The organism is Pseudomonas sp. LBUM1648 (assembly GCF_059716145.1).
Map to the genome: position 1 here is coordinate 6,233,362 of NZ_CP166808.1, position 24,303 is coordinate 6,257,664.

A 24,303-nucleotide genomic window follows, 5' to 3' on the forward strand; every position below is an offset into this window, starting at 1 on the left:
GTGCGTGCCCCGTGACATGTAGCCGCATTCCATTGTCTGTGTAGGAAATGTTCACGTCGAGACACATTTGGACACTTTCCTGAATGTGTTTGAAGGGTTAGGCTGCGCGTTCATTTCGCCAGCACCCAGACAATGCTCCAACAATTTCTGCATGACTTCGGCTACTTTGCCCTTTTTCTCGGCACGTTCTTCGAAGGCGAAACCATCCTGGTGCTCGCGGGTTTCCTCGCGTTTCGCGGATACATGGATATCAACCTGGTCGTGGTCGTGGCGTTCTTCGGCAGTTATGCCGGTGATCAGTTGTGGTACTTCCTGGGGCGCAAGCACGGGCGCAAATTGCTTGCGCGCAAACCGCGCTGGCAATTGATGGGCGACCGGGCACTGGAGCACATCCGCAAGCATCCGGACATCTGGGTTCTGAGTTTCCGCTTCGTTTATGGGTTGCGCACGGTGATGCCCGTGGCGATCGGCTTGTCGGGTTATCCGCCGGGACGTTACCTGCTGCTGAACGGTATCGGCGCAGCGATCTGGGCCACCGCCCTGGCCGCTGCCGCTTACCATTTCGGCGCTGTGCTCGAAGGCATGCTCGGCAGCATCAAGAAATACGAGCTGTGGGTACTCGGCGCGTTGCTGGTGCTGGGTGTTGGCCTGTGGCTGCGCCGCCGCTTCAAGAATGCCCGTTTGGCGAAGCAGGTCTACGCCGACGAGCAAGCAGCGAAAGCCGCGCAGTTGCATCAGATCGAGCTGGCCAAAGTCGCCGACCCTAAGACGCCAAACGAGTAATTCGCTGGCGAACGCCATACAGCCCGATGCCACTGAGCAGGCTGTAACCGAGCAAGCCAGCCCAGGCCACCGGGCTGGCCGGCCACAGCCCGACCAGCGGCGCCAGCCACACCAGCGGCAGATTCGACGCCAACCGCAACAGCTCGACCTTCAGCCCCCACGGGCGATTCTCCAGGGCCACGCCCAACGCAAACAGACCGAACGCCACCGCCCCCCAACCGAGCACCAGCGCGGCGCTCGGCAGAGTGGTTTCCAGATTCATCAGGTAACTGCCCAGCGCGATATAGACGCAGAATTGCGCCGCCACGTACCACTGCTGGCGGCTCTCGAGCGGTATGTCGAATTTGCGAAACCGGGTCAGGTCCGGCTTGTTCAGCGGGTACTTCGCCGCCACATCCGCCGGACGCCAACCGGTGCGCATAAACCAGATCCGCAGCTTGTCCCACATGCTCTCCGTGCGCCGCGCGTCATCCCACAACTGCGCATAAAACTGCAGGTTGGCCCACAACGGATTCCAGCTCGCCAATGGCGTGGTCACGCCGAAAATCACCGGTTCGTTGTCGTCCTCTTCCTGGAACGAGCCAAACAGTCGATCCCAAATAATGAACACCCCGCCGTAGTTGCGATCCATGTAGAGAGCGTTCTGTGCATGGTGAGCCCGATGATTGGATGGCGTGACGAAAAACCATTCGAACCAGCCAAGCTTGGGAATGTGCTGGGTGTGCACCCAAAACTGATAGAGCAGATTCAGCGCCGCAACGCTGACGAACACCAGCAGCGGCACGCCAAGTACGGCCATCGGCAGGTAGAAGATCCAGCTCAGCAGAAATCCGGTGCTGGTCTGGCGCAACGCCGTCGAGAGGTTGTACTCCTCGCTCTGGTGATGCACCGAATGCGCCGCCCAGAGGATGTTGCGTTCATGGCCCATGCGGTGCAGCCAGTAATAGCAGAAGTCATAGAGGATGAAAGCGAACACCCAGACCCAGAGGCTCTGCGCCGGCAGCCTGAGCAACGCCAGATGTTCCAGGGCAAAGGCATAGGTCACAAGGCCGACGCCTTTGGTCAGCAGCCCGGTAGTGGTCGACAGCACACCGGTGCTGATGCTGTTCACCGCATCGGCCAGGCGATAGTGGCTGACCCCGCGCCAACGGTCGGCGATCAGCTCCACCACAATCAAAACGAAGAAAAACGGCACCGCATACAGAATGAAGTTCATGACGTGTTCCGAGCCAATTCCATGCAGCAGATCGTAGGCCTGAGCGCGAATATACCCTATGGCAACGCGCGACAAATTAGTGGACATTTAGCGCCATGAAACTGGAGAGAAACCCATGAGCAAAAAAGTTGCAGTGATCCTGTCCGGCAGTGGCGTTTACGACGGAGCAGAAATCCAGGAAAGCGTCATCACCCTGCTACGCCTTGATCAACGCGGCGCGCAGGTACAGTGCTTCGCCCCGAACATTGCGCAATTGCATGTAATCAATCACCTGACCGGCGAAGAAATGCCCGAGTCGCGCAACGTGCTGGTGGAGTCGGCGCGCATCGCCCGGGGCAACATCAAGGACATTCGTGAGGCCGACGTCGACGACTTCGATGCGCTGATCGTGCCGGGTGGCTTTGGGGCGGCGAAGAACCTGTCGAACTTCGCCATAGAAGGTGCCGGCTGCACCGTGCAGCCAGACGTTCTGGCCCTGGCCGAAGCGTTTGCCGAAGCAGGCAAACCAGTGGGGCTGATCTGCATCTCGCCGGCACTCGCGGCAAAGATCTACGGCCCGGGCGTGACCTGCACCATCGGCAACGATGCCGACACCGCCACCGCAATGAACAAGATGGGCGCCACCCACGAAGAGTGCGCAGTGACCGACATCATCGAAGACAAGGCACGCAAACTGGTGACGACCCCGGCTTATATGCTGGCTCAGAACATCAGTGAAGCGGCTTCGGGGATTAACAAACTGGTCGACCGCGTCCTTGAGCTGACTCACGAGAACGACGCCTGATCCGATCATGCTGAAGAGATTTTGTGGTGAGGGGATTTAGCGAAACGTCGCACCGCCCCGACGGCCAGCGCAGCAGGCCCCGCTCTTCAAGATGCAAGGGGCTGCTGCGCAGCCCATCGGGGATAAATCCCCTCGCCACAGATATTCGGATGAATCAGGATTGGCGTGAAAGACGGGTGAGGATTCGGTCCAGCGCATTGGCAAACGCCTGCTTCTCGCGCTCGCCAAACGGCGCCGGGCCGCCGCTCATCTGGCCTTGTTCACGCAGGTCGGTGAACAGATTACGCACGGCCAGGCGCTCGCCCATGTTCTGCGCATCGAACTCTTTGCCTCGCGGATCAAGCGCCGCCACGCCCTTTTTCACCAACCGATCGGCCAGCGGAATATCGCTGCAGATCACCAGCTCACCGGGCACGGCTTGCTCGACCAGATAATCGTCCGCCGCATCCGGGCCGCTGGGCACCACGATCAACTTGACGATGGCCAGCCCAGGTTTGGTCTGCGGCTGCCCCGCCACCAGCACCACTTCGAACTGGCGCTTGAGCGCGAACTTCACCACCAGATCCTTCGCCGCCCGTGGACAGGCGTCGGCATCGATCCATACACGCATGTTGTTTTCCTCAATTCAAAAAGCATCGCGGGCAAGCCCGCTCCCACAAGGTTAACGCTAAACCTGTGGGAGCGTGGCTTGCCCACGAATGTGAGCGCTGCGAATGCCGTTAGGCGGCGACTCGCTTCTTCTCAGCCAGCCGACTACGGCTATACAGCACGATGATCGCCACAATCGCCACTGCCTGGGCCGTCAGCGAATAGGCATCGGCATGAATCCCCAGCCAGTCGAAATCGAAGAACGCCACCGGCCGCGTGCCGAAAATCCCCGCTTCCTGCAACGCCTTCACGCCATGCCCGGCAAACACCACCGACAGCGCACACAGCAGCGCGGCGTTGATGCTGAAGAACAGCGTCAGCGGCAGTTTTGCCGAACCGCGCAGGATCACCCAGGCCAGACCGACCAGCAGCACCAGCGCCGTCGCACCGCCTGCCAGTACCGCGTTGTGTCCGGCAGGACCGGCCTGCAACCACAGGGTTTCGTAGAACAGGATCACTTCGAACAGCTCGCGATACACCGAGAAGAACGCCAGGATCGCGAAGCCAAAACGCCCGCCACCGCCGACCAGACTGCTCTTGATGTAATCCTGCCAGGCTGCTGCGTGACGGCGGTCGTGCATCCACACACCGAGCCACAACACCATCACACTGGCGAACAGCGCCGTGGCGCCTTCAAGCAATTCACGCTGCGAGCCGCTGACATCGATCACATACGCCGCCAGCGCCCAAGTCCCCAGGCCGGCCAGCAACGCCAGGCCCCAACCAACGTTAACGCTACGCACCGCCGATTGCTGACCGGTGTTGCGCAGGAACGCGAGGATCGCCGCCAGCACCAGAATCGCTTCCAGGCCTTCGCGCAGCAAAATCAGCAGACCGGAGATAAAGCTCAGCGACCAGCTCAAACCATCGCTGCCGAGCAGACCGGCGGATTCCTTGAGTTTGGCCTTGGCCGCGTCCAGACGCTGTTCGGCCTGGGCCACCGGTAACCCGTCCTGCAACGACTGCCGATAAGCCATCAGGGATTTTTCAGTGTCCTTGCGCACATTCGCGTCGACGTTATCCAGCGAACTCTCGACCAGTTCGAAGCCTTCCAGATACGCCGCCACCGACAGGTCGTAAGCCTGATCGTGGTCGCCAGCGCGGTAAGCCGCGAGGCTCTTGTCCAGCGTTGCAGCGGTGTAGTCGAGCAACTGCGCCGGGCCACGCTTGACCTGCGGCGGCTGCGCACGCTGGGCGCGGAACGTGGCGGCGGCTTGCGGGCCTTCAGCGGCCTGGACTTCGGCCGGGGTCTGGCGGGCCAGATCGGCGATGTTGTAGGCCTGCTCGGATTTGGCTGCCGAGGCATCGGCGCTGAGCCCGGCGACGTATGTCGCCATGTCCCAGCGCTGGCGATCATCCAGTTGATCGGCAAACGACGGCATATCGGTGCCTTCGACGCCTTGACCGAGGGTGCTGTAGATCGCGTAGAGGCTCAGGTGATCCAGACGGGCGGCGTCGCGCAGGTTGGCCGGGGGCGGTGTCAGGCCGACACCGGCCGGGCCATCGCCCGCGCCGGTTTCACCGTGGCACACCGAGCAGTGCTGGGCGAAGAGTGGCGCGGCCCGCGCCGGATCGGGCGTGATGACCGGCGCCTGGCTGACTTCATAGGCCACGGCCAGTTTCGCCCCCAGTTGCCGCGCCTGACGGGCAACTTCCGCGCCGTCCTGCCGAGCGGTGACCGCCGCGCGCAAGGCAATCACACCTTGCTCCAGCCCGGCCTTTTCCGGTTTCGCTGGCAAATCCGCGATCAGCCCCTGCAACACCTGAATGAACTCCAGTTGCTCGCGGTATTCGGAGTCGTCGACGACCTTGCCCGCTTCCACCGTCGGCGGATAGTCGGCACTGATGTAATCGAGCATGTGCAGCGCTTGCGGCGCGCCTTCCACCGTATCGGCCAACAGGTTTGAGCAACTCAGGGCGCACAACGGGAACAACAGCCAGGCCAGAAAACGGGACGGCGCAGTCATGAACGAATCTCAATTGGTAATACGAAGTAACACATTGTTCACTTCCAATGAGATTCCCTCAAGCTTTGTCAGCGCGGCGGTCGTTTTTTTCAGCGTAACGGTGCAGCTTTTGTCCGGTAATGTGCGTGCATGAACTCGACGAACACCTGCACCTTGAGTGCGACATGCCGGGGCAAACAGCCCTTATACTGCGTCACCTCCCGCCCTTGCCGTTCAAGGAAGAACCTGTCTCCATGCGCCGTAGCCTGCCGTTTTTCCTGTTGTTCAGCGCCCTCATGCAACTGAACGGTTGCGCCGCTTACCGCGATTACGATGCAGAGATGCAGCAGACCATCGATCAGATGGCGGCGGGCAATCTCAACGAAGCGCTCTATCTGATGGAGTTGAATAATCCCTGGGAAGACAAGGATCTGCTGTATTACCTGGAAAGAGGCGCCATTCTCAGCGCCGGCACGGCCCTGCCAAAAAGTCAGGAAGCCTGGCGCGCGGCTGACCGGATGATTTTCCAGCGCGAAGAGGCCGATCCCTCCGCAGGCATGAAGCTGCTGGCCCGGTTCGGCAATGAAATGGGCACCATGCTGGTCAACGACAAGCTGTTGCGCTACGAAGGTTACGACTACGAAAAAGTCATGCTGACCACCGAGATGGCCCTCAACCAACTGGCGGAAAACGATTTCGACGGTGCCCGCGCCGACATCAAAAAGACCCACGAGCGCGAAACCCTGATTGCCCGCCAGCGGGAGCGGCAATATGAAGAAGCTGAAGAACAGGCCAAAAGCCAAGGGATCACGCTGCATTACAAGGATCTGCAAGGCTACCCGGTCGCCGTCCTCGACGCCCCGCAAGTGATTGAACTGAAGAACGGCTATCAGAGTGCATTCAGCCATTACCTGGCGGGCTTCACCTATGAAGCGTTGGGCGAACGCACGCTCGCGGCACCGGGTTATCGCCAGGCCATTGAGTTACGCCCGGGCGTACCGTTTCTCGAGAAAGCCTTGCGCAATCTGGACAAGCCCGCCCCGGCAGCGGATGAAAGCGAGATCCTGGTCGTTGTCCAGGCCGGTTTCGCGCCGGTGCGCAGTTCGGTGCAAGTGCCGATCCCGGTGCGGCTGAACGAAAACCTGACGATTGTCGCGCCGATCTCGTTTCCGGTGATGGTGCCCGATACGATCACACCGCCTGTTCCGAGTGTGCTCGTCGACGGAAAACAATACCCATTGACGATGATCAACAGCGTTACTGACATGGCCATGCGTACCTTGCGCGATGACATGCCGGCGATCATCTCTCGCGCCATGTTCCGCGCCAACATGGCCGCCATCAGTCAGGCTCAAAAGAATGAACGCGATCCGGCCAAGGCTTCGCTGGTGGTTACTGAACACGATCCTTTCGAAGAGGCGGATACGCGCACCTGGCGCACCCTCCCGGACAAAACCCTGGTCGCCCGTCTACGCCTGAAAAAAGGTCTGCATCGCGTGAGCTTCCCGTACTTGCGTGCAGCGGACGGGTTCACCGTGCGTGTCGACCAGAACCATCAGGTGTTCAACCTGCGGGTATTCATGGGCGTGAACTACTACGTGGGGTCTTCGCTGGTGCTACCCGAAGTACCAGAGCCTGCTAACGCTGGCAGTACCGGGCAGTAATGGCACCTAACTAACCGATGCAATTAAAAAGCTATTACATAGCCACTAGCACCCGCTTATAATGCCGCGCCCTCGCTATCGCGATGCGGCATAAAAGCTCCTCTGGTTATGAGGAATTGGCAGGAGGCCAACGCCACTGTCGATGGGTCACACCAGCCCGACCAGCATCCGCGGCTGTAGTTACTCCAGGGAAGAAGTACCCCCATGGCATTCCGCGCCCCCACTCTGATTGCGCTCAGCGCCGTCACTCTGCTGTCCGGCTGTTCGGCGTTTCGCAACTACGACTCCGAACTGGCCCAGACCAACCAGCAACTGGCTTCCGGCAATGTCGATGCCGCGCTGACCCTGCTGGAAAAGAACAACACCAGCGCCGACAAAGACCTGCTCTATTACTTCGAGAAAGGTGAACTGCTGCGCGCCAAGGGCGACTTGTCCGGCAGCCAGAACGCCTGGACCAGCGCCGACCAGGTGGTGGGTCAGTGGGAAGACGCGGTCAAGCTCGACACCGGCAAATACCTGGCCCAGTTCGGCAGCTTCATCGTCAACGACAAGGTTCGCCGCTACGAAGGCTACGACTACGAAAAAGTCATGCTGACCACGCAAATGGCCCTGAACCTGCTGGCGGTCAATGACTTCGACGGCGCGCGCACTGCGATCAAGAAGACTCACGAACGCGAAGCGGTGATCGCCGACCTGCGCGACAAGGAATACCTCAAGAGCGAGGAAGAGGCCGAGAAAGAAGGCATCAAGACTCAGTACAAGGATCTGCAGGGCTATCCGGTCGCCAGCCTCGATGCGCCGGAAGTGGTCGGCCTGAAGAACAGCTACCAGAGTGCGTTCAGCCATTACCTGGCCGGTTTCGTTTACGAAGCCCTTGGCGAAAAAGACCTGGCTGCACCGGGCTACCGCAAGGCCGCAGAACTGCGCCCGAACACGCCGCTGCTGGAACAGGCGCTGGTCAACCTCGACAAGCCGACCAAGAGCGATGACAGCGACATCCTGATCGTGGTGCAAAGCGGTCTGGCGCCGTCCCGCGATTCGATTCGCGTGCCACTGCCGCTGCCAATCTCCAACAACGTAGTGATCACGCCACTGTCGTTCCCGATCATCAAGCCTGACACCTCCACCGCGCCGTTCGCGCAGATCGGTGTCGACGGCCAGCAAGTCAACCTGACCGGCCTCAACAGCACCACCGCCATGTCTCGCCGCGCCCTGCGCGACGACATGCCGGGGATTATCCTGCGCACCACCGTGCGCGCGATCACCAAAGGCGTGGCACAGAAGCAGATCAACGAAACCAATCCACTGGCCGGTCTGGCCGTGGGTATCTCTTCAGCTGTGCTCGAAGGTGCCGATACCCGTACGTGGCGCACGCTGCCGGACAACACCCAGGTGGTGCGTCTGCGCTTGAAGAAAGGTGAACACCAAGTCACTCTGCCGAGCGCTGTGGGCGGTTCGGTGGTCAAGGTCACCGTCGATCAGCGTTATCAGGTGATCAGCCTGCGTGCCGTGGGCAATCAGGTGTTTGCTGGCGGTCTCGCCGCCCACGTGATCCCGAGCGCCGCTGCGACCAACGTCGCCAGCCTCAAACAACCTTAAGAACGGAGTCTTTGCATGCGCTTCAAATTCATCGCCGTCGCCGCCCTCGCCATGCTGGCCAGCGGCTGCGCCACCCCGCCACCTCCTGAGCCGGGCAGCGCCGCGAGCAAAGTCGTGGCCATGGGGCCGCAAAAACACATCGTCGTCGGCGCCATGCGCGTCGCCCGCGAAAACGGCTTCATGACCGTCAATGTGCAGTTGAGCAACACCCTCAACAGCAACAAGATTTTCTACTACCGCTTCGCCTGGCTCGGCCCTGAAGGCTTCCCGGTCGCGGAAGAAGAAGTCTGGAAAAGCCAGATGATGTACGGCGCGCAGACCAGCTTCGTCCAGGCTATCGCCCCGACGCCGAAAGCCGTGGATTTCCGTCTGGAAATCAAGACGCCTTAAGTCCGCTTCCCCCTATTCCTGTTTTAGAGAGCACTGTCATGTTTGTACGCTTTTCCTGCATCGCCGTTATCGCCCTGCTGGCTTCCGGTTGCGCCAACACCTCGCCAACCCTGGGCAGCAAGAACATCAGCTACGGCGACACCAAGGCTGTTGAAACCGTCACCAACGAATTCGGTTCGACTGACCTGCAAATGATCGCCGAGTCGATGACCCGCTCCCTGGCCCAGTCCGGCATTCTGCAGGGCCGCCCGGTGGTTCAGGTCTACGACGTGAAGAACAAGACCAGCGAGTACATCGATACCCGCGAAATCACCACCAGCATCAAGACTCAGCTGATGAAAACCGGCGTTGCGCGCTTCGCCAGCGACAACAATGCGATGCAGAGCCAGGTTGACCAGCTCAAGCTGCAAAACCAGAGCGGCCTGTACAAGAAGAGCACCGTGGCCAAGACTGGCAACATGGTTGCCGCCAAGTACCGCATCGAAGGTTCGATCAGCTCGATCGTCAAGCGCAGCAGCGATTACAAGGACGTCTTCTACAAGTTCAGCCTGCAATTGATCGACGTTGAAAGCGGTCTGGCCGAGTGGATGGACGAAAAAGAGATCCGCAAAACCACGGAGCGTTAATCGATGCGCACATGGATTGGCATGATGGCCCTGGCTTGCGCGTTTGGCGCGCAAGCGGCCCCGAAAGTCGCGGTGACGGATCTGGCGTATCAGGAACGTGTGGAGCAATACATCCACATCGTTTCGGCGCAGAACAATTACCGCGAGGGTTACTACAGCTCCAGCGGTTCTTCGAGCTATAACGAGATCGAAGCGACCACCAGCTACATCGAGCAGACCGAGCTGCGCAAATTCACCGGCGACATCAAGGGTGAAATTCTGCGTACCGGTATGTTCCAGCTGGTGCAGGGCACACCGTACACCGCGTCGTCCAAGGGTGACATCTACGACGTGATCAAGCGGATCAAGGCCGGCAACTTCAAGGGTGCCGACTATGTTCTGTTTGGCACCGTGTCAGACATCGACTTCACCCAGGACATGAACGAGCTGGCGCACACCGACAGCTATTCGGCGGTACTGGGCCTGACGCTGGTGGCGGACTTCAGCCTGATCAACACCAAGACCTTCGAAATCACGTCGGCCTTCACGGCGATGGGTGAAGCGCAGGACACCAAATTGGTGAACCACCGCGACATCAAGATCTCGCTGAACCGCCCACGGGTGGTGCGCGAGGTGTCGAAGGCGCTGGGTGAGGATGTGGCCGGACAACTGAGCCAACAGCTCGGAGGCGGCGGTTACGAGCAGCCGCGCGAGCCGCAGCAGCGTAACAACCTGCCGCGCGATACCGCACCGGTGATTTTGCGCTGATTGCAGGCCTGCACAAATCTGCAGTGGACTTTTGTGGTGAGGGGATTTATCCCCGATGGGCTGCATAGCAGCCCCCTTTCTTTCAAGATCAAGAGGGGCCCGCTTCGCGAGCCATCGGGGATGAATCCCCTCGCCACAAAAACATCCTCAGCATGTCTAGTCCTGAAATAGGTTTACACCTGTTTCAGCCTCAAAACGCCCGATGCACCGCATCGGGCGTTTTGTATTTCAGCGACAGATGAGGCCGCTCGTTGTTATAGATCTGCACCGACTCGTCCACCATCCGGATGGCCTCTGCAAAATCTTTGGGGCGATGCAGCAATAACTCGTTTTTCAAAATCCCGTTCACACGCTCAGCCAACGCATTTTGGTAGCAGTCGTAGCCATCGGTCATTGAGCAGGTGATGCCGTATTTGGCATGCAGCCGCTGATAAAGCTCGGAGCAGTATTGGACGCCTCTATCCGAGTGATGCACCAGGCGTTGCTCCGTTGTCCGCTGCCTGAGGGCTTTGTTGAACGCCTGGATCACCGATTCGGTGTGCAAGCTTTCATGGACATGGTGCCCCACGATTTTTCGAGAGTACGCATCGGTGATCAAACTCAGATAAGCCACACCCGTTTGCGTCGGTAAGTAGGTGATGTCCGCAACCCATACTTGCTCTGGCGCCTTGGCGACTACCTGAATCGGTCCATCTTTGAGCAGGTTTGGATGCCGGCGAAAGCGATGATGGCTGTCTGTCGTTTTGTGATACGCCCGTCTGCGGGGAACCAGTTCGCGCCGATCTCGCAAGATATCGAATAAACGGTCTCGACCAACCTTTACGGACACTTCTGGCTCAGTGCGCATTAGATTGTGAAGTTTTCGGGTGCCAAGGCGCGGCTGCCTAAGTCGCTTTTCCCTCACGAATCCCATCACTTCCTGGGCATGACGGGCCCGGGCATCACACGCCCGGTTGCGCTTGTAATAAGCCTGACGGGAAATCCCCATGAACTGGCAAGCCCTACTGATGCTCAGGCCTTGGATCTGCCCTTGGGAGAGGACTTGCCGGATCGCTTTTTTACGACAGAAACACCGAAGTCGTTCTTCAAAACGTCAACGACGGCCTCGAAAAACTGAGCTTTCTGGTTGGCTTGGGCAAGCTTTTCTTCAAGCTCTTTGATTCGCTGTTCGGGTGTCAGGGGTTTATCGGGCTCATCCATGGAACGGGGTCTCTTGGAGCGAATGGACGCGCCTTGACTCCAGTCCTGCCGACCATGCCTGCGTAACCAGTTCAGTACGGTCGTTTTACCCTGAATGCCATAGCGCTCTTGAGCCTCTTTATAACTCAACTCGCCTTTTTCGACCTGATCGACGACCGACAATTTAAAGGTCAGCGTGTAATCACGCTGACTGCGCCTTTCTCCCGTATTCATTACTCCCTCCTGAGAATGGGTCAGAAGGTGTAAACCTTATTCAGGACGGGACAGCACTAATAAAAAAGGCGACCTCACAAGGTCGCCTTTTTTTTGCCTGCGGGGTTCAGACCGCCGCTTTACGCAACGTCGCCATAAACGCCGCCGCGCCGATGAACAGCCCGGCAAACGTGCGGTTCATGCGTTTCTGCTGTGTAGGCGTGCGCAACAGGCGCAACACTTTCGACGCCAGACCGGTATAGCCAGCCATGACAATCAGGTCGACAAAGATCATGGTCGCGCCGATCACCAGATACTGGATCAGCAGCGGCGCGTGGGGATTGATGAACTGCGGCAGCACCGCCAGCATGAACACCAATGCCTTGGGGTTGCTGATATTCACCAGAAAACCGCGGAAGACCAGCGCCAACGGCTTGCCGATCGGCCGCACCGCTGCGTCATCGCTCATGTCCATGGGCAGCGCGCGCCATTGCTTGATCGCCAGATACACCAGATAGGCCACACCAAACCATTTGATCGCATGGAACGCAGTGGCCGAAGCGGTAAGAATCGCGCCGACACCGGCGCCGACAATCGCGATCTGCACGGCCAGGCCGATTTGCAGGCCCAGGGCATTCCAGTAACCACGCCAGAAGCCGTATTGCAGACCGCTGGACATCGACGCAATGGCGCCAGCGCCCGGGGAAAGACTGATCACCCAGCAGGCGGCGAAGAACGCCAGCCATGTTTGTAGCTCCATCGCACACCTCGACTCTGACTCGTGACAGACGTCCAAGCTAATGCGATCTATTGATCTTGAAAAGCCTTACTTCTCGAAACCGCTCGAAGGGAACACATCAGTCCCCCGCCAACGCCGCACCGAACGCTGGAAGAACAAGCTGTTCGGCACCTGCACCATCGCGCTGCCGGTGCCCAGTTCTTCAGCTTCGATCAACGTGGTGTAGAGCAGATTGATCGCCACCACCCGTCCTTTGACGCCGGGCTTGTCGGTGGTGTCGACCAACTCGACCACATCACCGAGGCGAAACGGCCCGACGGTGAAGATCAGAATCGCGCAGAGCAGATTCGACAGCACACTCCACATCGCGAAGAACGCCACCGCCGCCACCGCGACGAAACCCGACAGCGCGGTCCACAGCACCGTGGCCGAGACGCCGAGGCGCTGCAGGACAAAGATCACCGCACTGCCCATGATCAGCCAGCGCAACACGCCACGCAGCGGCATCAGCAGTTGCGGCGGAAACGGGTAACGCTCGCCCAGACGGGTCAGGCATTTGGCGACAAAGCGCTGGGCAATGTAACCGGCCAGCAGGATCAGCAGAATCTGCACGCCAAGCCAGATCGGCTCGACCCACATGGCGGGCAGCGGCAGCTTGAACGCTTCCATCAGGACAACGCCTCCAGCTCCGCCTGCATGCTTTCCAGCATTTCGAGGGCTTCCATCCACGCCTCTTCAAGTTCCGCTTCGCGCACTTTCAGCTTGGCCTGCTCGGCCAGCAGATCACGCAACTCGTTCTTGCGTGCCGGCTCGTAGATTTCGCTGTCGCCGAGACTGGCATCGACCTTGGCCAGTTTTTCGTGGAGCTTGCCCAGTTCGGCTTCAAGCTTGTCGGCTTCACGCTTGTGCGGTGCCAGTTGCTGACGCAACGCAGCAGCGGCCTGACGCTGAGCCTTCTTGTCGGTTTTGTCCGGGTTCACCGGGGTGTTGCTGACCGGCGCATTGCGTTGACGGTATTCCACCAGCCAACGCGCATAGTCTTCGAGGTCGCCGTCGAATTCTTCGACCTTGCCGTCGGCGACCAGATAGAAGTTGTCGGTGGTGCTCTTGAGCAAGTGACGATCGTGAGAGACCACGAGAACCGCGCCACTGAACTCCTGCAACGCCATGGTCAGCGCCAGGCGCATTTCCAGATCGAGGTGGTTGGTCGGTTCGTCGAGCAGCAACAGGTTCGGCCGCTCCCAGGCGATCAACGCCAGGGCCAGACGCGCCTTCTCGCCACCGGAGAAATTCAGTACCGGCTCGTCGAGCCGCGCGCCACGGAAGTCGAAACCACCGAGGAAGTCACGCAGGGTCTGCTCACGCTCGGTCGGCGCCAGACGCTGCAAGTGCAGCAACGGGCTGGCCTTGGAGTCCAGTGAGTCGAGTTGATGCTGGGCGAAGTAGCCGACCACGGTGTTCTCGCCTCGGGTCAGGCGACCGGCCAGCGGTTGCAGCTCACCGGCGAGGTTCTTGATCAGCGTCGATTTACCCGCACCGTTGGGCCCGAGCAGACCGATCCGCGCGCCGGGGGTCAGTTGCAGCTTGACCTTCTCCAGCACGGTTCGGTCGCCGTAGCCCAGGTTCGCATCGGACAAATCAATCAACGTGCTGGAGATCTTCGTCGACTCGCGGAACACGAAGTCGAACGGCGAATCGACGTGAGCCGCCGACAACTCTTCCATGCGCTCCAGCGCCTTGATACGGCTCTGGGCCTGACGGGCCTTGGTGGCCTGAGCCTTGAAGCGGGCGATGTAGCTTTCCATGTGCGCACGCTGCGCCTGTTGCTTCTCGTAGGCCTGTTGCTGCTGGGCCAGACGCTCGGCACGGGCGCGTTCGAACGCGGTGTAGCCGCCCCGGTACAGGGTGATTTTGCGTTGATCGACGTGGGCAACATGGTCGACGACTTCGTCGAGGAAATCGCGGTCGTGGGAAATCAGCAGCAAGGTGCCCGGATAGCTCTTCAGCCACTCTTCGAGCCAGATGATGGCGTCGAGGTCCAAGTGGTTGGTCGGTTCGTCGAGCAGCAGCAAGTCCGAGGGGCACATCAATGCCTGCGCCAGATTCAGACGCATCCGCCATCCACCGGAGAAATCTCCTACCTGGCGATCCATCTGCTCATTGGTGAAACCCAGACCGGCGAGCAACTTGCGCGCCCGCGCGTCGGCGGTGTAGCCGTCAGCGCTGTCGAGTTCGGCGTGCAGACGAGCCAGCGCCACGCCGTCATGGGCCGCTTCGGCCACTGCAAGGTCGCGTTGCACCTCACGTAGACGCAGGTCGCCATCGAGCACATAGTCGACCGCCAGGCGCTCGAGGGTATCGACCTCCTGACGCATGTGCGCGATCCGCCAGTCAGCCGGCAGCAGGCAATCGCCCGAATCCGGGTGCAACTCGCCGCGCAGCAAGGCAAACAGGCTGGATTTGCCGGCGCCGTTGGCACCGATGAGGCCGGCTTTGTGGCCGGCGTGCAGGGTCAGCTCGGCGTCTTCTAGCAGACGTTGCGGGCCACGCTGTAAAGTCAGGTTCTGAAGTCGGATCATAATGGCGGCGGAGTCTACCAGCTTCGCTCACAACTGGCGCGAGTAGCACGATGTCCTCTGACCTGTGGAGCTTTTCCCTTGCCACCTACGCCCGCCCGGGCGTGGAAGACGCCTGCCTGCAACTGCAAACGGCGGGGGCCAACGTGTGCCTGCTGCTGTGCGGTTTATGGCTGGAACAACGTAGCGTGGCCTGCGATCAACAGCGCGTGCAACAGCTTCAGGCGTTGACCGAGCCTTGGGATATCGAGGTCGTGCAACCGCTGCGTGCATTGCGCGTGCAATGGAAGGCGGGGGCTGTGGAGGATGCGGTGTTGAAAGGCATGCGTGACCAAGTCAAGGCGCTGGAGCTTGAGGCTGAGCGTGCGTTGTTGTCACGGCTGGAGGGGATTGCGCAGATGTGGGCGCGCAATGTATCGGGGTCGATGGCATGGCTGGAGGCGCTGGCAGGCCCAAGGGCCAGCCCGAACCGCGATGCGCTGCAAGTGCTGCGCATCGCGGCAACCGGCACTTAGGAAGCGCTGGTTGGGTTGCTGGTAACGCTCGACGCAGCGGCTGGCGTTGGCGCAGTCGTAGAAGTCGAGGTAGTAGCGGCTGGCGCAGGTGCTGCTGGCGAGGCCGAGGTTGCCGGTGCGGCAGGCTTGGCAGCTGTCGCGGTGGCCGGTTTGGCAGCGGCTGGTTTGGCAGCAACTGGTTTTTTCGCGGCTGGTTTTGCTGCGGGCTTGGCAGCCGGTTTTGCAGCGGCGGCCGGTTTAGCGGCTGGCTTGACTGGTGGTTTTGCAGCAGGCTTGGCGGCGGCTTTCACTGCAGGTTTTGCAGCAGGCTTGGCAGCTGGTTTTGCGGCGACTCTGGTAGCTGGTTTTGCAGCCGTTTTAGCAGCAACTGGTTTGGCGGCGGACTTGGCGGCAGGTTTTGCAGCGGCAGTTTTAGCGGCCGGTTTTGCAGCTGCGGTTTTAGCTGGGGTTGCTTTGACTGCGGCTGTTTTTGCAGCGGGTTTTGCCGCAGCAGTTTTGGCGGCAGCAGGTTTTGCCGCAGTGGTTTTAGCCGCCGGTTTCGCAGCGCTCGCCGCAGCCGGTTTTTTTGCCGCAGGCTTGGCAGCGGGTTTTGCTGCAGCTTTCACGGGCGATTTGGCCACTGGTTTGGCGGCGGCTTTAGCGGCTGGTTTTGCAGCAGCGGTTTTCGCCGGCGCCTTGGCTGCAGCAGGTTTGGCTGCGGCTTTCTTGGCAGGTGCCGCCGCTGGTTTGGCCGAGCGGGACGACAATACTTTGCCCACTGCTTCCTGGACACGACCAACACCCTGGGCCAGTTTCAGGCTTTCCTGGGCATCGCGCTTGAGTTGCAGAATGTAGCTGCGAGTGTCGGACTGACGCTCTTTCAGCGCATCGAGCAGGTCTTCAAGTTCTTTCACTGCGCCTTTGGCTTTGGTCTGCGCCTTGGCTTTGCCGGCGGCAGCTGCGTCCTGCAATTTGGTGCGGGATTTGTGCAGTTTTTCTTGCGCCTTGCCGCGTTGCTTTTCCAGTTTGGCGAGCAGTTTTTCAGCATCAGCCAAGGCTTGGGAGCAAGCGTTTTCCAGATGCTCGAGCAAGCTGCCCGAGAGTTGTTGGAGTAAGTGCAACGGAGTGTTTACAGGCTTCTTGGTGGCCGACATGGTTTACCTCCTGGCTGACGTGAGTGCGGCTCATACTAGACCTCTGCAGTTACCGCCGCTAGGTCATCTTGACAGTATCGAAACCGTTGCGTTGCAACGAAGTGAAAATGTTCTTCAACAAGTCAAAAGCAGTTCACCGTTACAGACGTTCGCGCTGGCATAATCCACCGCAATTCAGGACGGAGAGAGCTCATGTCGCGCTACCTTTTTTTATCCCTCTGCGTGATTTTTTCAGCGGCCCACGCCGACGAAAAAACCACGGCGAACGACGCTCATGATCTGGCCTATAGTCTCGGTGCCAGCCTGGGCGAACGCTTGCGTCAGGAAGTCCCGCAGTTGCAAATCCAGGCACTGGTAGAAGGATTGCAGCAGGCCTATCAAGGCAAGCCGCTGGCGCTGAGTGAAGCGCGCATCGAACAGATTCTGGCCGACCATGAATCGCAAAATGCCGAACACGCCGCGATGCCTTCGAGCGACGCCGCAATGGAAAACGAGCAGCGTTTCCTGACGGCTGAAAAAGCCAAACCGGGAGTGAAGCAACTGGCCGACGGCATCCTGCTCACCGAGCTGACGCCAGGCACCGGCGCCAAGGCAGGCCCTGATGGAAAAGTCCAGGTGTTGTACATCGGTCGCTTGCCGGACGGCACCGTGTTCGATCAGAACACTCAGCCGCAATGGTTCAACCTCGACAGCGTGATCGCCGGTTGGCGCACCGCGTTGCAAAACATGCCGGTGGGTGCGAAATGGCGACTGGTGATTCCATCGGATCAGGCTTATGGCGCCGACGGTGCCGGCGACCTGATCGCACCGTTTACACCGCTGGTTTTTGAAGTCGAATTACGTGGCGCGACGAGTTGATCAGGCATAAAAAAACGGTGCGCCTGAGCGCACCGTTTTTTGTTGAAAGCGTCAGTCAGGCCTGAACCGAATCTTCTTCCTTGTGTGCCGTATGCAGCACTTCAATCAAGCAGTCTTCCAGTTCAAAACGTTCGTGAAGCAGGCCACCGAGTTCCTTGAATTTCTCCGCAACGCATTTGCCTTCGTCGCAAAGGTCGTTGAACGCGAGGAGTTTTTCGGTGATGACATCGATGCGCGGATAAATTGTCTCGGCCAATTCAAGGCCGCGCTTGTCGTTGAACGCCTTGGCTTCACCGGTCAGTTGTTCGTAGATTTCGAAGTGCCCGGCTGATACGTAGTCGACCAGCACACCGCAGAATTCCTGCAAGGGCTTGCGGTCCTCGCTCAACTTCTCAGGTTTCGCACCAAGAGCATCATAGGCCCGAACCAGTTCATGCCGCTCTTGCAACCAGCGGTCGATCAGCAGATGAACTCCACCCCAACGTTCCTGAGCATTCTGACAACTTTCGAGCATGGCGATCTCTCTTCCCTTGTGGGTCATGCTGCTCTACACCCGCGTCCCGCTTCTGGTTTGGCTTGGGGGACGGTCGGGCAGAGCGTCATCGAGCAACATAAATCCAATGACACGTGCGGGCCAGATTATGCCCGCACGCCTATGGCTTCAAGGTACGCAGGAGATAAAGTTCATACAAGTGTTTAATCCCGGACCAGCGCTGAGTGCGACGCTTCGCCGCTGAGCGGTCGCTGCAGAGCGCCCCAGCCCAGGCGCAACAATTGATAAATGGCAAGAATCGACACCGCGACAAAGAACAACAGACTCCACTCCGGGACACTCAGATCGAACAGCGTCCAGGAAATTTCCGCGCAGTCTGCGCCACCGTTAGACATCCTTTGCAGCGCGCAAAGCCACGGAAAGCCGCTGAACAGTGTCTCGGGCGCCGGTGAGCAATTCAACAGTTGCAGCGCCGGATCGCTTTGTATCAGCACCTGCCGCCAGGCCGCCGTGGTGCCGCCGAGGCTCGTCAGCAGCGCAAGCAGCCAGTAAAGCGAAAGGCCGACACGTTTGGGTCCGTGGATCGCCGCCAGACCGCAGAATGCCGACAGCAACGTCAGGAACAGCCGCTGCACCAGGCAGAGACTGCACGGCGTAAGGCCGACCACGTATTCAAGATAATAGGAAGCTCCCAGAGCAAAGGCTCCCGCAGTGAAAGCCATGAAGAACAAGGAGCGTGAGCAGGCCAACGACATGGCTTTTCCGTAAACAGTAGAGACAGGCGGTTACGGTAGAGGAAAGCGTGTCAGCCTTTCAAGGCGACACCCTGCCGACAGTTCACCAGAGGTGTAGGGAAAACCCGACAGGTTCGAGAGGAATTGGTGTAGTCCGCTGTAGGACTTTGCCCTTGGCACTCACTGAAGTTGAATTTAGGGTCACCAAAAGTGAGCGAGGGAGCAACCTCCCTCGCGACTTCAAACGTGAGCCGGAACCGGCAGCGGCGCGGCCAAAAGGCGCTCATCGAGCAGACCCAGACCTTCCTGAAACAACTGATTGCTGCGCTCGGTATCGCCCAACTGTGCGAGCAAGCGCGCCAGTTCCGCACAAGCTTCCGGGTTGCGCTGCACGCGCAGGCTGTTTTCAAGATAGTCCCGCGCCTTGCCCCACAGGCTGGCTTGCAGACACAGACGCCCCAACGTCAGGAGCAGGCTCGGATCGTGCGGATGATCCTTGAGCCAGCCTTCGGCGATTTGCAGCTGGCGTGCCGGATCAATGCCGCGCACCAAACCATAAAGACGCGCCAGATGGCTGTCGTACTTGCGCTTGAGCGCATTGCGAAGCACTTCTTCCGCCTCGACCTGAGCACCCAGCTGGCGCAGCTGCTCGGCATAGGCCAACACCAGCGGCGGCTCCTGACGTTGCGCCGAGGTGAGCTGTTGCCATGCCCGGTTGAGCGACTGCAAGCCGACTGTGCCGTCCTCTTCGCGCTGTGCAGCCAGTGAAAGGTTTTCACCCCAGGCACGACGCTCAAGCTCAGCCAGTTCGGCAGGTGGCAGGACTTTGTCCTTGCGCAGTTCGGGCAACAAACGAATCACCGCAGACCATTCGCCGCGCTGCTGATACAGACGCTGCAACTGGCGCAGCGTCTGCACATTATGTGGATGACGCTCGTGCATCGCCTGCAAAGTCACTAGCGCACCGTCTGTGTCGCCACGATCGGTCTGCAATTGTGCGTGGCTCAAGGCAATCGCCAGCTCTGCCTGCGGCTGACGCTCCAGCGCCCGCTCGAGCAGATGATCGGATTCCTCGTAATTGCCTTGCTCGTTCGCCGCGCGGGCAGCGCCGAGGTAATACAGCAGCGGTTGGCGTTCGGCCTCAGCGGCTCGATATAGGTGACGCTGGGCGCTGGCCCAACGACCTTCAGCCAAGTCCAACTGACCATGCTCGATGGCCACCTGCACACGGCGGCTGCGGTTGCGCCGCGACCATGGATTGACCACGCCGCTGGAGGCCATGACCAGCTCGACCAAAGCCTTGATGCCCCAGATCAGCAGCCACAGCACCGCGATCAGCGCCAGAGTCGCCCACAGGCTCGACTCGTAACGGAAGGACTTGTAAGCAACCAGCACGTAACCGGAATGCTCGGCAATCGCCAGGCCCAATGCCGCCGTCGCGGCGATCACCAGAAACACGATCACATAGAGGCGTTTCATGGCGTGGCCTCCTGCGCGGTGTTGGCGGCAGGTTTGGCGAAAGGTTTCACCGACTCTTCGGCATTGACGTTACGCCGTTCCAGATAGGCCTGAACCGCACTCAACGTGCCGGTCAAATCCGGAGTGTTGACGGTGACCGGTTCCTTGCTCAGCTCGCCGACTTGTTCCAGCATCACTTTGCTTTGCGGATTGTCCGGATTGAAATTGCCTTTCAGGACGTCGCGCGCCTCGGCCATTGCCTGGGTGTACACCGCCGCCTGGCCATTGAGGGCCGCCCACTGCGCCTGCTCCAGCGCCAGACTCAAGGCCAGACGCACTTGGCTCAGACTCTGTCCGGCCAACAGCGGCTTCACATTCTTGTCCGCGTTGAAATCGATACGAATGTAACGCGAGACCTGATCCCACCACTGCGCCCAGCGACTGGCGCCGTCACCATCGGCAGTCAGGCCGAGCAGCGACTCGCCGCGATCCTTGTATTCCGGCGCCAGTTCGGTGAGGTCAATAACCTGATCACGCAAGGCGCCCAGGCGCAGGAACAACCCGGTGCGATCCGGCTGTGCGGTGCTGCGCAGCGCGACCAGGGTTTTCGCCACTTGTTCACGTGCAGCGAAGGAGCCGGGGTCGTTCTGTTCGCGAAGAATTTCGTCAGCGCCTTGCACCAGGGCCTGGGCGCTGCTGATGTCCTGCAAGGCCGAAAGGCGCAGGCTGGCCAAACGCAGCAGATGTTCGGCCTCAGCCAGTCGCCAGTCCTTGCGGCTGGCGCCCAGGACGGTTTCCAGACGTTGATTGAGGCGCTGCTGATCGCCCTGAAGCTGCGTCACCAGACGCTGGCGATCGGCGAGCTCGTCGGCCCCCGGCAACTGCGCGAGGCGCTCGGTCAGGCGCTGTTCGTTGAGCTTCAGGCTCTGCGCCTGATCGTTCAACGCCTGCACCTGACCCGACTGTTGTGCGGTGTTGGTCTGCAGGTGACGCACCTGCCAGACACCCCAGCCACCGATCGCCACGCCGGCAGCGCCGAGCAACAGGGCGACAATGGCCAGTCCATTGCCTCGGCGCGGCTCTTTGGCCGGCGGTGGAGTTTCAACCTGAGCATCAATCACAGGTTGGACGTCATCTTTAGGCAAGGCTGTTTCGCTCACGTATCCATCCTTTGCATTAGAAAACGGGCACGGGTTGCTCCCGTAACGCCGTCAGCAAAGCCGCGGCACTCGCGCCGCGGCAATCCACAACTGTTTGGGCCCCGGCGGCACGTGCCTGCTCGGCGACCCTCGGGCTTGGTACAAACAACGGCAACTGCGCAATCACAGGCCAGGCATCGCCGGCCATCTGACGCAGGTGCTCGAAACCCTGTCCACTGCTGACCACCAGCCCGTTCAAGCGTTCCGCTTCGATCCGCCGCGGCAATGTTTGCGGCGCATAAGCTGGCAGGTCGCGTCGATACAATTCCAGATACTCGACACTAGCACCAAGCTCACGCAGGCGCTCGGCGAGCAGCTCGCGACCGCCCTCCCCGCGCAGGATCAACACTTGCGCACCGGGCCGGGCCACCGCCTCACGCAGACGCGACAACTGCAGCAACGCCTCGCTGTCATCACCCTCGACCGGGAAGCTCACGTCGAGACCATGATCCTTGAGAATCTGCGCCGTCGCTGCACCGACGCTAAACCAAGGGTTCGCCAGTGACTGCAAGCCATGAGCCTTGATCAGATCCACCGCAATGCGTGCCGCCGGTTTGCTCACCACGATCACGGCGCTGCAAACGGGCAGCCGTGTAATCGCCTGACGTATTTTGTCAGAGACCGGCAACGGTGCAATTTCCAAAAGCGGCAGGCAACTGCTGAAAATCCCCTGCCCGGCCAACGTTTCGGCGAGCGCCGCACAGTCGTCCGCAGGGCGCGTCAGCAGCAGGCGCCAACCGGTCACTCGTGGCCTGCCTCGCCGTAAACTGCCTTGAGAATTTCTTCAGCGCCCTGGCTGAGCAAATCTTCGGCAACCTTCACACCCAGCGCTTCGGCATCGGCGCGCGGAGCTCGAGCTTCGGCGCTGATCAGTTGGCCGCCACTCGGCTCGCCCACCAGACCACGCAGCCACAATTGCTCGCCTTCGAGTACGGCGTAGCAAGCGATTGGCACTTGGCAGCCGCCATTCAAATGCTTGTTGAGGGCGCGTTCAGCAGTGACGCGCGAGGACGTGTCCGCATGATGCAGAGGAGCCAGCAAGGCATGGATTTCACTGTCGACGCTGCGGCATTCGATACCGACTGCGCCCTGGCCACCGGCCGGCAGGCTGTCATCGACGCTGATGGCCGAAGTGATACGGTCTTCGAAACCGAGACGGATCAGACCGGCTGCGGCGAGGATGATCGCGTCGTACTCGCCGGCATCGAGCTTGGCCAGACGGGTGTTGACGTTACCACGCAGGAAGCGGATTTCCAGATCCGGGCGGCGAGTCAGCAACTGCGCCTGACGACGCAGGCTGGAGGTGCCGACGATGCTGCCGGCCGGCAATGCCTCAAGGCTAGGGTAGGTATTGGAAACGAAGGCATCACGCGGATCCTCGCGCTCGCAGATGCAAAACAGGCCAAGGCCTTCGGGAAAGTCCATCGGCACGTCTTTCATCGAGTGGACGGCGATGTCGGCTTCGTTTTCCAGCAGTGCGGTTTCCAGTTCCTTGACGAACAGGCCCTTGCCGCCAATTTTCGATAGCGGCGAATCGAGCAACTTGTCGCCGCGACTGACCATGGGCACCAGCGTCACCAGCAGACCCGGATGGGCCGCTTCCAGACGGGCTTTGACGTATTCGGCCTGCCAGAGGGCCAGCGCACTTTTACGGGTGGCGATGCGGATTTCGCGAGAGGACATGGATCAATCCGTACTGAATAGATACGGCGGATAATAACAGCTCAGCCAAATCCACTTTGACTTGAATCAGAAACGGCGTGGCCTCCCTGGCCTGCAATGCCTGGTAACGAGATGAAAGCAACCCGGAATGACCGGGTTAAAGGCCCTGCATCATTTTGCGCACACCCGCCACATGCCGACGGCTGACAATCAACGCGTCACCATTAAGGCCTTTGAGGAACAGCTGGAAATGTCCCAGCGGCGTGCGTTGCAGACGTTCGATGCGGTCGCGGGCGACCAGCGCGTTGCGGTGGATGCGCACGAAGCGTTCACCGAATTCGTCTTCCAGAGCCTTGAGCGGTTCGTCCAGCAGCACTTCGCCGGTTTCATGGCGCAAGGTCACGTATTTGTGGTCGGCAATGAAGTAGACCACCTGATCCAGCGGGATCAGTTCAATGCCTTTGCGGGTACGGGCGCTGATGTGACTGCGCGGGCCATTGCCGCTTTCGGCGGCGGGGCGGGTCAGGGCCGAGAGTTGCGTCCGGTTGGGACGCTCAGCCCGTTTCAGGGCGTCATGCAGGTGTTCGGTTCGCACGGGTTTCACCACATAGCCCACGGCGCTGGCCTGCAGGGCTTCCACGGCAAATTCATCGGGACTGGTGCAAAACACCACGGCCGGTGGTGTTTCGCGCTCGCACAGACGGGCAGCAACCTGCAGGCCATCCAGGCCCGGCATGCGGATATCGATAAGCACGATATCCGGTTTGTGGCTGTCGATCAGCACCAACGCCTCTTCGCCATTCGTGGCGCTGGGCTCCAGGACTGTGTAACCCTCGAGCTCGCTCACCATTCGGCTGAGGCGCTCGCGAGCCAGTGGTTCGTCATCAACGATCAGGACATTCATATTGCGCTGGATTCCTGCGTGAGTCTCGCACAAGGATAGCGTAGACAGGTGAAGTGACGTCCGTCACCGCGATCCACGCTAAGACTAGCCCGAGCGCCAAAAAGTGCCGTACGTCGGCCAGCAATATTTGCCAGTGTCCGGGTCGTACTGCTCGAAGCCCGCTGTTTCCTGCGCTTTGCGCGGTGTTTGTCCAAGGACAATCCACCCACCCCCTCTTCTTATAGTCGGCAGCCAGAC

The 24,303-nt window shown here is 60.0% G+C and carries 24 protein-coding genes; 9 read left to right on the forward strand and 15 right to left on the reverse strand.

Annotated elements, in window-relative coordinates; genetic code table 11:
• Positions 1 to 132 precede the first annotated feature (132 nt).
• Entirely contained in the window at positions 133 to 783 is a 651-nt protein-coding gene (locus ACA043_RS28365) for a DedA family protein (protein WP_497658301.1), read from the forward strand.
• Here the strand turns inward: ACA043_RS28365 and ACA043_RS28370 are convergent.
• Complete coding sequence (locus ACA043_RS28370; protein ID WP_497658302.1) at positions 764 to 1,999, reverse strand: sterol desaturase family protein; 1,236 nt, start codon at positions 1,997 to 1,999, stop codon at positions 764 to 766. The genes ACA043_RS28365 and ACA043_RS28370 overlap by 20 nt on opposite strands.
• Positions 2,000 to 2,114: 115 nt before the next feature.
• Here ACA043_RS28370 and elbB point away from each other — a divergent pair, with 115 nt between their 5' ends.
• Positions 2,115 to 2,783 carry an isoprenoid biosynthesis glyoxalase ElbB gene (gene elbB / locus ACA043_RS28375; RefSeq protein WP_187678227.1) on the forward strand — a complete coding sequence of 223 codons (669 nt, stop codon included), beginning with the start codon at positions 2,115 to 2,117 and terminating at the stop codon, positions 2,781 to 2,783.
• Between the two features lie 154 nt (positions 2,784 to 2,937).
• Here the strand turns inward: elbB and ACA043_RS28380 are convergent, their stop codons facing one another.
• Entirely contained in the window at positions 2,938 to 3,393 is a 456-nt protein-coding gene (locus ACA043_RS28380; RefSeq protein WP_497658303.1) for a YaiI/YqxD family protein, read from the reverse strand.
• Positions 3,394 to 3,502: 109 nt separating this feature from the next.
• The gene (locus ACA043_RS28385) at positions 3,503 to 5,398 is read right to left on the reverse strand and encodes an FTR1 family protein (protein WP_497658304.1); all 1,896 of its coding nucleotides are present in this window, start codon (positions 5,396 to 5,398) and stop codon (positions 3,503 to 3,505) included.
• Between the two features lie 233 nt (positions 5,399 to 5,631).
• Here ACA043_RS28385 and ACA043_RS28390 point away from each other — a divergent pair, with 233 nt between their 5' ends.
• The 5 genes from ACA043_RS28390 (at position 5,632) to ACA043_RS28410 (ending at position 10,403) form a co-directional block, all read left to right on the forward strand.
• On the forward strand, positions 5,632 to 7,041 hold the full coding sequence (locus ACA043_RS28390; RefSeq protein ID WP_497658305.1) for a COG3014 family protein: 1,410 nt from the start codon (positions 5,632 to 5,634) through the stop codon (positions 7,039 to 7,041).
• Between the two features lie 204 nt (positions 7,042 to 7,245).
• Positions 7,246 to 8,640 carry a COG3014 family protein gene (locus tag ACA043_RS28395; RefSeq protein WP_401264524.1) on the forward strand — a complete coding sequence of 465 codons (1,395 nt, stop codon included), beginning with the start codon at positions 7,246 to 7,248 and terminating at the stop codon, positions 8,638 to 8,640.
• A 15-nt stretch (positions 8,641 to 8,655) separates the two neighbouring features.
• Positions 8,656 to 9,030 (forward strand): DUF1425 domain-containing protein, encoded by a 375-nt coding sequence (locus tag ACA043_RS28400; RefSeq protein WP_401264525.1) that lies wholly within the window; start codon positions 8,656 to 8,658, stop codon positions 9,028 to 9,030.
• Between the two features lie 38 nt (positions 9,031 to 9,068).
• On the forward strand, positions 9,069 to 9,656 hold the full coding sequence (lpoB, locus tag ACA043_RS28405; protein WP_007911129.1) for a penicillin-binding protein activator LpoB: 588 nt from the start codon (positions 9,069 to 9,071) through the stop codon (positions 9,654 to 9,656).
• A 3-nt stretch (positions 9,657 to 9,659) separates the two neighbouring features.
• Positions 9,660 to 10,403, forward strand: coding sequence for a penicillin-binding protein activator LpoB (locus tag ACA043_RS28410; RefSeq protein WP_401264528.1), 744 nt, complete (start codon positions 9,660 to 9,662; stop codon positions 10,401 to 10,403).
• 190 nt (positions 10,404 to 10,593) lie between these two features.
• Here ACA043_RS28410 and ACA043_RS28415 read toward each other — a convergent pair.
• From ACA043_RS28415 to ACA043_RS28430, 4 genes are all read right to left on the reverse strand, one after another.
• Positions 10,594 to 11,816, reverse strand: a protein-coding gene (locus tag ACA043_RS28415) for an IS3 family transposase (RefSeq protein WP_123367138.1) whose coding sequence is annotated in 2 segments (ribosomal slippage) — positions 10,594 to 11,465 and positions 11,465 to 11,816 — 1,224 coding nt in all. Because the reading frame shifts where the segments join, the coding sequence is not laid out codon by codon here.
• A gap of 106 nt (positions 11,817 to 11,922) precedes the next feature.
• Positions 11,923 to 12,555 (reverse strand): LysE family transporter, encoded by a 633-nt coding sequence (locus tag ACA043_RS28420; RefSeq protein WP_187678234.1) that lies wholly within the window; start codon positions 12,553 to 12,555, stop codon positions 11,923 to 11,925.
• 66 nt (positions 12,556 to 12,621) lie between these two features.
• Entirely contained in the window at positions 12,622 to 13,203 is a 582-nt protein-coding gene (locus ACA043_RS28425) for a mechanosensitive ion channel family protein (RefSeq protein ID WP_187678235.1), read from the reverse strand.
• Positions 13,203 to 15,113 carry an ATP-binding cassette domain-containing protein gene (locus ACA043_RS28430; protein ID WP_187678236.1) on the reverse strand — a complete coding sequence of 637 codons (1,911 nt, stop codon included), beginning with the start codon at positions 15,111 to 15,113 and terminating at the stop codon, positions 13,203 to 13,205. Before ACA043_RS28430 ends, ACA043_RS28425 begins: the two co-directional genes overlap by 1 nt.
• A 50-nt stretch (positions 15,114 to 15,163) precedes the next feature.
• Between ACA043_RS28430 and ACA043_RS28435 the strand changes: the two genes are divergently transcribed.
• Positions 15,164 to 15,625, forward strand: a complete 462-nt coding sequence (locus ACA043_RS28435) for a TIGR02444 family protein (protein ID WP_401264534.1) — start codon at positions 15,164 to 15,166, stop codon at positions 15,623 to 15,625.
• On the opposite strand, the gene ACA043_RS28440 is transcribed toward ACA043_RS28435, so the two are convergent.
• Complete coding sequence (locus ACA043_RS28440) at positions 15,622 to 16,758, reverse strand: AlgP family protein (protein WP_497658306.1); 1,137 nt, start codon at positions 16,756 to 16,758, stop codon at positions 15,622 to 15,624. The genes ACA043_RS28435 and ACA043_RS28440 overlap by 4 nt on opposite strands.
• A gap of 192 nt (positions 16,759 to 16,950) precedes the next feature.
• Here ACA043_RS28440 and ACA043_RS28445 point away from each other — a divergent pair, with 192 nt between their 5' ends.
• Complete coding sequence (locus ACA043_RS28445) at positions 16,951 to 17,616, forward strand: FKBP-type peptidyl-prolyl cis-trans isomerase (RefSeq protein ID WP_187678239.1); 666 nt, start codon at positions 16,951 to 16,953, stop codon at positions 17,614 to 17,616.
• Between the two features lie 55 nt (positions 17,617 to 17,671).
• Here ACA043_RS28445 and rsd read toward each other — a convergent pair whose 3' ends face one another.
• The 7 genes from rsd to ACA043_RS28480 all read right to left on the reverse strand — a co-directional run bounded on the left by rsd (position 17,672) and on the right by ACA043_RS28480 (position 24,066).
• Positions 17,672 to 18,130: a sigma D regulator gene (gene rsd, locus ACA043_RS28450; protein WP_497618318.1), complete on the reverse strand. Its 459-nt coding sequence runs from the start codon at positions 18,128 to 18,130 to the stop codon at positions 17,672 to 17,674.
• A 182-nt stretch (positions 18,131 to 18,312) separates the two neighbouring features.
• The gene (locus tag ACA043_RS28455; RefSeq protein ID WP_497658307.1) at positions 18,313 to 18,864 is read right to left on the reverse strand and encodes a disulfide bond formation protein B; all 552 of its coding nucleotides are present in this window, start codon (positions 18,862 to 18,864) and stop codon (positions 18,313 to 18,315) included.
• Positions 18,865 to 19,083: 219 nt separating this feature from the next.
• Complete coding sequence (locus ACA043_RS28460) at positions 19,084 to 20,322, reverse strand: heme biosynthesis protein HemY (RefSeq protein WP_489880580.1); 1,239 nt, start codon at positions 20,320 to 20,322, stop codon at positions 19,084 to 19,086.
• Positions 20,319 to 21,461: a uroporphyrinogen-III C-methyltransferase gene (locus ACA043_RS28465; protein WP_401264543.1), complete on the reverse strand. Its 1,143-nt coding sequence runs from the start codon at positions 21,459 to 21,461 to the stop codon at positions 20,319 to 20,321. The genes ACA043_RS28460 and ACA043_RS28465 overlap by 4 nt, the downstream gene beginning before the upstream one ends.
• Before the next feature lie 16 nt (positions 21,462 to 21,477).
• Positions 21,478 to 22,245: a uroporphyrinogen-III synthase gene (locus tag ACA043_RS28470; RefSeq protein WP_497658308.1), complete on the reverse strand. Its 768-nt coding sequence runs from the start codon at positions 22,243 to 22,245 to the stop codon at positions 21,478 to 21,480.
• Positions 22,242 to 23,183, reverse strand: a complete 942-nt coding sequence (gene hemC / locus ACA043_RS28475; protein ID WP_497658309.1) for a hydroxymethylbilane synthase — start codon at positions 23,181 to 23,183, stop codon at positions 22,242 to 22,244. Before hemC ends, ACA043_RS28470 begins: the two co-directional genes overlap by 4 nt.
• Before the next feature lie 136 nt (positions 23,184 to 23,319).
• On the reverse strand, positions 23,320 to 24,066 hold the full coding sequence (locus ACA043_RS28480; RefSeq protein ID WP_187678245.1) for a LytR/AlgR family response regulator transcription factor: 747 nt from the start codon (positions 24,064 to 24,066) through the stop codon (positions 23,320 to 23,322).
• Positions 24,067 to 24,303 lie beyond the last annotated feature (237 nt).